Genomic DNA, 9,017 nt, shown 5'->3' on the forward strand with positions numbered 1-9,017 from the left:
AGAAATCGCGCCTGCGCCTCGGGGCGCCCAGCCATTCACCGTTCGACAATCTGCCGGTCCATCGGGGCCAGCTTTGCCAGGAAGCGGTTTTGCGCGGCGAAGGGCACTTGCCCCTCGCGCATGGCCTGCTGGAGGTTCTCGACCAAGGCATTGAGATCAGCGCGGGTGATGCCGAGATCCTTGTGCGCCGCCTGCATCTCGCGCCCGCTATAGATGCAGCCGGCGTTCAATATGAAGCAGAACTGTTCGAACAGGGTGCGGCGCAAGCGAACCAGATCGCGGCTCTTGAAGATTGCAGAAATGCGCGGGTCGCTCTCGCTGAGGACGACCAGCCTGTCCACGATCCTGTGGATGCCGTCCTGACCGCCGAAGGCCCGGGCCATGCTCTCACCGGTGAATGGGTCGGCCCCTGCATTTGTGGGGCTTTGCTGGTAGGGCTCGACCGGGAATTCGCCGGTTACGGGATCGGCCACCTTCTTCTCGACCCCGAATTCCTTTTCCCAATCGACGCCGGAGAAATCGCCCTGCGCAGCAGGGACCTCCTGCGGATCGGGGGTGACAGGCTGGGCGGCGAGCAGGGCAAATGCGAGCGCAAACGGCATCAACGGCCTCCTCAGAATGCGAGCTGGAGCGAGACGAGCCCGCCGCGCTGGCCATCGAAAGTGGCCACCGAGCCGACATCGGCATAGGCTGCGGTCAACGTGGCGTTGCGGGTGACGGCCCAAGCCAGGAACAGGTGGTGGGCGTCGTCCTCGCGCGCGATGGCAAGATTGCTGGGTCGCGTCCGGTATTCCCCACCGACGACAAGGCGCGGTGTAAGCATCCAGGCGAGCGAGCCTTCGAACTGCAGCGTGCGGGCAGGCTGATTGGGGCCACCGAACCCGAGCAGGCCGAACTGGTTGGCATTGGTCAACCTCGCGGTGGCGTTGACCAGAATGCTTTTCGACAGGAACAGCTTGGTGGCGCTGGCCGTGAAATCGGTGCCGGACGACGACGCTGCCCCCACCGCCCTGACGATGGCGCCATCAAGACTGCGCTTGTGCTGCAGCCCCAGGCTGATCTGCGGAAGCAAGGGCGAACCATAGACCACATCGCCAATCAGCCGCAGCTTCGCGCCGAACACGTCCTGATTGAAGCGGAAATCCTTGCCGAGACCAAGTGCTTCGCCAACCTTTCGCGTATCGAAGTTCTGGCGGGCATAGGACAACTCGACCCGGTCCTTGATGCCCACGGCAATTCCGTGGCTCTGCCAGCCATAGTCGGCCAGCTCAAGGCCGGTGACATGGGCCGAAAGCCCAAGGCCGCGGTCCGTTTCCATGCCGGCAATCGTGGCCCAGCTGGCAAGACCACCGCCGCTGGCTCCCTCGATCGAGGATATGCCATTGGTCAGCACCAGCTTTCCGCCATCCAGCAGCGGGTCAGCCTGCGCGGGCGAAGCAAGCATAAGGCCTGCCAGGGCCGCGCCCAACTTGGCAATCTTGATCACGCTTTTGGCACCCTTGTCGAGAGAGAGTAGGCGAGAGGGTTAATCAAGACCTGTTGGGAAATCCTAAAGTGCCCTCTAGGCAGGATTCTGAATTTCGAAGGTATTGCCGCTTAGCCTGGCTGCATGAGAAATCTGCTCTCCTTGCGAGTCTCGCGATGCGGATCGCTCCGTTCGGCCCCGATCTGCGTGGCGCTGACGCTACCCCTGCTGATCTCGGCCACGCCGGCGAGCACGCTACCTATGCTGGTGGTGGACCAGGCGGGCGTCCCATTACGCGATGCCGTGATCGAAATCCGGCCACCGGCTGGCAACACCCGTCGTCCGACTTTCGCATGGCGCAATGCGATGGCGCAGAAGAACCAGGCGTTCGTGCCTGGTACGCTGATCGTGCCCCTGGGCGCGGTAGTGGCCTTCCCGAACCTCGATAACGTACGCCATTCGATCTACAGCTTTTCCAAGCCCGGCCCCTTCAAGATAGACCTCTATGGGCAGGATCAGATGCGGACCCAGCAATTCAAGGTGGCCGGCACGATCGCGCTGGGCTGCAACATCCACGACAGGATGCAAGGCTATATCCGCGTGACAGACACGCCCTTTGCAGCACGCAGCGACCTGAACGGGCTGGCTGACATCGAGGGCTTGGGTCGCGGGACCTATGACGTCGTCGTCTGGCATCCCCGCATCCGCGGCGCAGGTGGCGAATGGCGCGGCAAATTGGTGCTGGAACCCAGCAACCGCAGTCGGATCATGGTGGCGCTGCGGCCAGGCAGCGGCAAATGAAACGGTCGGTAGTGCAGGCGCTTGACCGCCTGCGCAATGCGATAGACGTGCGCGTTCGCTCACTCGGCAGCCGGATTGCATTATTGTACGTCGTGTTGCTGACAGTGATCGTAGCCGCAACGCTGCTTGCGGCCGGTTCGGGCATCAACACCTTCGCCTATGAAACAGCAGAGCGCGAGCTTGCCGCCAACTCCCGCGTGTTCGACCAGATCATTGCCAGTAGGCAAAGGCAGATGGCGGACGCGGGCGAAGTGGTAGCCCGCGATTTTGGTTTCCGTGAAGCCTTGGCCACCGGCGATGCGCCAACGCTCGTCTCGGCCCTGCAAAGCCTGCGCGACCGCGCCAAGGTGAGCGAAGTGGCGATCGTCCAGCTCGATGGCAGCGTGATCTCTTCGAGCACGGCGACGACGATCAGGGGCACGGCCATGCTGTCACGGCTGGAGAACGGTGCCGATCGCGGCGTCATCCGGCTCGGCCAGGCGCAGGCGCTTGGCGCTGCAGTGCCGATCGAGATGCCCGATCTTGCCGGCTGGCTGATCCTGCTGAACACGCTCGGTCCGGCTGACATGACACAGCTTGCAAGCCTGTCGGCCGCACCCTTGGAGGCGCGCGTGATCGAGCGGGCGCAACTCGACAGCCACCTTGCTTCGCTCGAGCTTGGCGAGATCGCCGAGATGGAGGGCCACGACGGCCCAACACTGGTTCGTGTTTCAGCAATTGCGAGCCTGGAAGAGGGCAACGAGCCTCGCCTGGTGATGGCGCATTCGCTCAACTCGGTGTTAGCGCGTTACTTCAGTCTTCGCCTGGTGCTCATGCTGATCGGGTTGTTCGGACTGTTGGCTGGTGCATGGGCCGCGATCCGCCTCTCGCGCGGGATTGCCCGGCCACTGCAATTGCTCGCGGAAGCAGCGCGCGCCTATGCCGGCGGTGCCGTAGCAAAGGTCAAGGTCGAAGGCGCAATCGAGGTGCGCTCTCTCGCCTCCAGCTTCAACGCGATGGTCGATGCGGTAGAAGAGCGCGAACAGCAGATCATGCACGCATCGCTCCACGATGCACTGACCGGCCTGCCCAATCGCCGTTTCTTCATCGAAAAGCTGGAACGAGCCGTAGCCCGACAAAGCGAAAGCCAGCGCACGTTCGTAGCCTTCATCGATGTTGACGACTTCAAGGCCATAAACGACGCATTGGGTCACCCGTTTGGAGACGAGTTGCTGCGCACCGTGGCGCAAACGCTTCAGGACTGCTACCCGAACGCCATGGTGGCGCGGTTCGGCGGTGACGATTTCGGCCTCCTGCTCGATGGAGTCGAGCCGGCAACCGACTGCACTGCCCTGGCCCGCAGACTTGAAGCCGCGCTCAACCGCGAATTGACCATCGACGGACGCAGCATCGTTGTTTCCGCCAGTATCGGCATCGCGATCGGCCCGCAGGACGCGGACTGCTCGGACGCCCTCCTCAAAAGCTCCGATCTCGCGCTCGATCGCGCCAAGAACAATGGCAAGGGCGGGTACAACTTCTTCGAACCCGAACTCGACGCCGAGGCAAGTCGTCGTCGTCATCTGGAAATCGATATGCGCCGCGCGATCCGGGATGGTGATTTCGAGCTTTACTTCCAGCCCCTGTTTTCCATGTCGGAGAACCGCATCAAGGGCTTCGAGGCTCTCATGCGCTGGCCGCACGAGCAACACGGAATGATAAGCCCGGCAACGTTCATCCCGATTGCCGAGGAATCCGGCCTGATCGTGCAACTCGGCGAGTGGGCCCTGCGCGAGGCCTGCCGTCAGGCGGCGCAATGGCCTGAAGACATCAGCGTTGCAGTCAACATCTCGCCCCGTCAGCTCACGACCGACGGCCTCGTCGCGTGCATCGCGCAGGCCTTGGCACAAAGCAGGCTTCCTTCGGGCCGCCTCGAACTTGAAATCACCGAAAGCGTGTTCATCGGGAATGTCGACAAGACGCTGAACATCCTCCATTCGCTGCAGGCATTGGGCGTGCGCGTGGCGCTCGACGACTTCGGCACCGGGTACTCATCGCTTAGCTACCTGCGATCATTCCCTTTCAACAAGATCAAGATCGACCAAAGCTTCGTGCGTGCTCTCGAGGAGGGCGGCAGTGCCCAGGCGATCGTGCGGGCGATCACCACCCTGGCAGAAGCGCTCGGGATGGAGACGCTCGCGGAAGGGGTGGAGACCCAAGCCTTGATGGAGATCTTGCGCAGTGAGGGTTGCGACATGATCCAGGGCTACCTCATTGGCAGACCGATGCCGGGGAACCACGTTCAGCGCATGCTCTCAAGCGCTCAGACGACGGTTGCCCTCGGTTGAATTGCGGAATCCCGTCATTCTCATGGGAGACAAGATCACGATGCCGTCCGATGTCAAATCCGGACATCAGACATGAGGCTGAAGATCCAACGACCAGGACAGGAGCGCTATCGCGCCATATTCCCTGCTCAATAACCTTGTTTCCGGGATATTGGAGGCCCTTGGCCCAAGTTGGACAGTGACGTTGGAACAGGTGTCGAACATTGCTTCGTAAGTGATTGAATTTGCGTGATGTGGATTTGGCGCGGAGATTGGGTGTAGTAACAACATTTGCGCTGAACGTGGTGTTTCTGTGGAGTATTGTGCAGGTCGGCGATAACAACACATGCATGTTTGTTGTCGAACGAGTCGCCCGGGGCCACCGCTACCTCTATCTCGTCGAAAGCGTGCGCGAGGGTAAGGTCGTTCGTCAGCGCACCATCAAGGCGCTGGGCCGCAAGGATGCTCTTGCCGCCAGTGGCGAACTGGACAGGCTGGCAGCTTCGATTGCCCGGCACGCCGAACGCAGCATCATCCTTTCCGACATCGATGATGGCAAGATAACCGCCCACCGCATCGGCGGCCCCTTGCTGTTTGGCCGGTTGTGGCAGCGGCTTGGTGTCGATGCCGTGCTGGCCGAGGTGGCGGCAGGGCGTGGATTTGGCTTTGATGTCGAACGCGCGGTTTTCGTTGCCATGTTGCACCGGCTGTTCGTGTCAGGCTCGGACCGGGCGTGCACCGACTGGATGAAGAGCTATGCCATCGACGGAGTTGAGGATCTGGCGCTCCATCACTTCTACCGTGCCATGGCCTGGCTGGGCGAGGAGATCGAGGAGAAGGCTGAAGGCGCGTTGGCACCCCGATGCGTGAAGGACGTGATCGAGGAGAAGCTGTTCGACAGGCGCCGGGACCTGTTCACGGATCTGAGCCTCGTGTTCATGGATACCACCTCACTATCGTTCTACGGCGCAGGCGGTGACACGCTGGGGCGGCGTGGTCATTCCAAGGATCACCGGCCCGAGCTTGCGCAGATGATCCTGGCCGTGGTGATCGATGCCCAGGGGCGGCCGATCTGCACCGAGATGGTGCCGGGCAATACGGCCGATGTGAAAGTCCTCCTGCCCATCGTCACGCGCCTGCGTACGCGCTTCGGGATTACCCGGTCCTGCGTCGTGGCCGATCGCGGCATGATCAGCGCCGACACTATTGCCGCACTCGAAGAGCTGGGCATGGAATACATCCTCGGCGCCCGCGAGCGATCAAGCAGCGTCATCCGCGATGTCGTGTTGAACGACACTGCTCCGATGGTTCCGCTCGTGCTCGAGCGGCAGGCAGGCGAGACCCAGCTGTGGGTCAAGGAGGTCCGTGTCGGCAGCGGCAAGGACACCCAGCGTTACATCGTCACGCTGAACGAGGCCGAAGCCAAGAAGGACAAGGCGGACCGTCAGGCCATCATCGACGGGCTCCAGGCCCAGCTCAAGAAGGGCGACAAGGCGCTGGTCGGTAACTCGGCCTATCGGCGTTATCTCAAAGCCAGCGGCAAGAGCTTCGAAATCGATCTGGGCAAACTCGCCGACGAGGCCCGCTTCGACGGCATCAGTGTCCTGCGCACCAATGCCCGGATCACCCCGCTTCAGGCCGTCATCCGCTATCGAGACTTGCTACAGGTCGAAGCCCTGTTCCGCGTGGCCAAGGCCAGCTTCGATACCCGGCCGATCTTCCATCAGTCCGATGCCGCGATCCGCGGCCATGTCTTCGTCTCGTTCCTTGCCCTGACGCTCGCCAAGGAACTGACCCGGCTATGCCAGGACAAGGGCTTCCAGCCCGAATGGCAGCCGCTTCTCAACGATCTCGATCGTCTCCAGCAGGCCACCATCGAAAAGGATGGCAAGGCCATTACCACACGCACGCACGTCACAGGTGACGTGGGCAACGTCTTCAAGGCTGTCGGCATCGCACTCCCAGCCAACATTGCTGAGCAGACCGCAACGTAAGCTCCGCCGCGCGTTCGCGCGTCCCACACATCAGCCGCAAAATGTAGTGGTAACACCCGCGCACACTCGCGTATCCTATTGATATAAAATCCGTTCTATGAAGGCACTGTTCAACTTGGGCTTGGACGTCGACCTGTCAGCTTGGGCAAATTTTCCAAGCCGCGCGTTTCAATGCTTGGACCACAAAAGGAAACACCGCCCCGAAGGGCGGTGCATCCAATTCCGTTTATCTGGTTGCGGGGGCAGGATTTGAACCTGCGACCTTCAGGTTATGAGCCTGACGAGCTACCGGGCTGCTCCACCCCGCGCCGGGGTTGTGTTGGTCAAGCCTGCGGTTTGCGGGCCTGACCAGACCATCCCGTGCTGCGCTGGGGCGTTGAGCCCTGGCGCGTTGGGGGATGGTGATTTGTGAATGGGTTTGTTTTGACTTCCGCAAGCTTCAATGCCTGGCGACGACCTACTCTTCCAACGCTTGAGCGTTAGTACCATTGGCGCTGTCCGGTTTCACGGCCGAGTTCGAGATGGGATCGGGTGGGGCACGGACGCTATGGTCACCAGGCAATGGAGCCTGCGGATGTCTTTAATCGATGCGTATCAGATGTGACTGGCTGGAGGATCGTCCGTCCAACGACGCCATGTCTCACGAGGGTATCCCGTGCGCAGAGCTGTCATTGATGGTGGGACTCTCCGGGACCCTAAAAAGTAATACTTTTCTGGGAGCCCGTTTAAGCATGAACAGAGTTATTAGGACCGGTTAGCTTCATGCGTTACCGCACTTCCACACCCGGCCTATCAACGTGATGGTCTATCACGACTCGATGATACCTTATCTTGAGGGAGGCTTCCCGCTTAGATGCTTTCAGCGGTTATCCCGTCCATGCATAGCTACCCTGCTGCGCTCCTGGCGGAACGACAGGTACACCAGAGGCATGTTCACCCCGGTCCTCTCGTACTAGGGGCAACTCCTCTCAAGTATCGACGCCCACGGCAGATAGGGACCAAACTGTCTCGCGACGTTCTGAACCCAGCTCACGTACCACTTTAATTGGCGAACAGCCAAACCCTTGGGACCTGCTCCAGCCCCAGGATGTGATGAGCCGACATCGAGGTGCCAAACGATTCCGTCGATATGAGCTCTTGGGAATCATCAGCCTGTTATCCCCGGCGTACCTTTTATCCGTTGAGCGATGGCCCTTCCACGAGGGACCACCGGATCACTATGACCGACTTTCGTCTCTGCTCGACTCGTCAGTCTCGCAGTCAGGCAGGCTTATGCCATTGCACTCTAACAGCCGGTTTCCAACCGGCCTGAGCCTACCATCGCGCGCCTCCGTTACTCTTTAGGAGGCGACCGCCCCAGTCAAACTACCCGCCACAGAGGGTCCCCGAACCGGATAACGGTCCTGGGTTAGACATCAGAAAACAACAGGGTGGTATTTCACCTATGGCTCCACACCAGCTGGCGCCGGTGCTTCAAAGCCTCCCACCTATGCTACACAATTCTTTCCTAATGCCACTCTGAAGCTGCAGTAAAGGTGCACGGGGTCTTTCCGTCTAACCGCGGGTACTCCGCATCTTCACGGAGAATTCAATTTCGCTGAGCATATCCTGGAGACAGTGGGGAAGTCGTTACGCCATTCGTGCAGGTCGGAACTTACCCGACAAGGAATTTCGCTACCTTAGGACCGTTATAGTTACGGCCGCCGTTTACCGGGGCTTCAATTCGGAGCTTGCACTCCTCCTCTTAACCTTCCGGCACCGGGCAGGCGTCAGACCCTATACGTCGTCTTGAAGCCGACTTAGCAGAGTCCTGTGTTTTTGCTAAACAGTCGCTACCCCCTGGCCTGTGCCCCCTCATACTGCTTGCGCAATGTGAGGGCCTCCTTCTTCCGAAGGTACGGAGGCAATTTGCCGAGTTCCTTCAGGATACTTCTCTCAAGCGCCTTGGTATACTCTACCTGACCACCTGTGTCGGTTTCGGGTACGGTCTATACGGTGGGGCTATTTCCTGGAACCATTTCGAAGCCACTCCAATCCAATAAGGAGTGACAACACACATGATCCGTCACACACCACCAGGCCCACGAATATTAACGTGGTTCCCATCGACTACCCCCTTCGGGCTCGTCTTAGGGGCCGGCTCACCCTGCTCAGATTAGCTTTAAGCAGGAACCCTTGGTCTTTCGGCGAGAGGGCATCTCACCCTCTTTGTCGCTACTCATGTCAGCATTCGCACTTCCGATACCTCCACGACCCATTACCAGATCGCTTCTCAGGCCTACGGAACGCTCCGCTACCGCTCGGACCGAAGTCCGAACCCTAAGCTTCGGTGCATCACTTTAGCCCCGTTACATCTTCGCCGCAGGAACCCTTGTTTAGACCAGTGAGCTGTTACGCTTTCTTTAAAGGATGGCTGCTTCTAAGCCAACCTCCTGGTTGTTTTGGGATTCCCAC

At 60.2% G+C, this 9,017-nt stretch carries 5 protein-coding genes, 1 tRNA gene and 2 rRNA genes (1 of these 8 cut by a window edge); 3 read left to right on the forward strand and 5 right to left on the reverse strand.

Going from position 1 to position 9,017, the window contains the following annotated elements:
* Positions 1 to 35: 35 nt before the first annotated feature.
* Both AC3WLM_RS06655 and AC3WLM_RS06660 read right to left on the reverse strand, forming a co-directional pair.
* Complete coding sequence (locus AC3WLM_RS06655) at positions 36 to 602, reverse strand: group I truncated hemoglobin (protein WP_492476949.1); 567 nt, start codon at positions 600 to 602, stop codon at positions 36 to 38.
* An 11-nt stretch (positions 603 to 613) separates the two neighbouring features.
* Positions 614 to 1,486, reverse strand: coding sequence for a DUF3034 family protein (locus AC3WLM_RS06660; RefSeq protein ID WP_492476950.1), 873 nt, complete (start codon positions 1,484 to 1,486; stop codon positions 614 to 616).
* Positions 1,487 to 1,609: 123 nt separating this feature from the next.
* Between AC3WLM_RS06660 and AC3WLM_RS06665 the strand changes: the two genes are divergently transcribed.
* The 3 genes from AC3WLM_RS06665 (at position 1,610) to AC3WLM_RS06675 (ending at position 6,563) form a co-directional block, all read left to right on the forward strand.
* On the forward strand, positions 1,610 to 2,266 hold the full coding sequence (locus AC3WLM_RS06665; RefSeq protein WP_492476951.1) for a cupredoxin domain-containing protein: 657 nt from the start codon (positions 1,610 to 1,612) through the stop codon (positions 2,264 to 2,266).
* Complete coding sequence (locus AC3WLM_RS06670; RefSeq protein ID WP_492476952.1) at positions 2,263 to 4,590, forward strand: putative bifunctional diguanylate cyclase/phosphodiesterase; 2,328 nt, start codon at positions 2,263 to 2,265, stop codon at positions 4,588 to 4,590. The genes AC3WLM_RS06665 and AC3WLM_RS06670 overlap by 4 nt, the downstream gene beginning before the upstream one ends.
* A gap of 329 nt (positions 4,591 to 4,919) precedes the next feature.
* The gene (locus AC3WLM_RS06675) at positions 4,920 to 6,563 is read left to right on the forward strand and encodes an IS1634 family transposase (protein WP_492476953.1); all 1,644 of its coding nucleotides are present in this window, start codon (positions 4,920 to 4,922) and stop codon (positions 6,561 to 6,563) included.
* Between the two features lie 231 nt (positions 6,564 to 6,794).
* Here the strand turns inward: AC3WLM_RS06675 and AC3WLM_RS06680 are convergent.
* From AC3WLM_RS06680 to AC3WLM_RS06690, 3 genes are all read right to left on the reverse strand, one after another.
* Positions 6,795 to 6,871 (reverse strand) — tRNA-Met (locus AC3WLM_RS06680).
* Positions 6,872 to 7,007: 136 nt separating this feature from the next.
* Positions 7,008 to 7,122 (reverse strand): 5S ribosomal RNA (gene rrf, locus AC3WLM_RS06685).
* Between the two features lie 166 nt (positions 7,123 to 7,288).
* Positions 7,289 to 9,017, reverse strand: a 23S ribosomal RNA gene (locus tag AC3WLM_RS06690) (it continues 1,078 nt past the right edge of the window).

The organism is Novosphingobium sp. FW305-C-30-35 (assembly GCF_058783135.1).

Excerpts from the sequence above, each read along its gene's own strand:
- AC3WLM_RS06655 (WP_492476949.1), bottom strand. The coding sequence starts at position 602 with ATGCCGTTTGCGCTCGCATTTGCCCTGCTCGCCGCCCAGCCTGTCACC.
- AC3WLM_RS06665 (WP_492476951.1), top strand. The coding sequence starts at position 1,610 with ATGAGAAATCTGCTCTCCTTGCGAGTCTCGCGATGCGGATCGCTCCGT.
- AC3WLM_RS06670 (WP_492476952.1), top strand. The coding sequence starts at position 2,263 with ATGAAACGGTCGGTAGTGCAGGCGCTTGACCGCCTGCGCAATGCGATA.
- AC3WLM_RS06675 (WP_492476953.1), top strand. The coding sequence starts at position 4,920 with ATGTTTGTTGTCGAACGAGTCGCCCGGGGCCACCGCTACCTCTATCTC.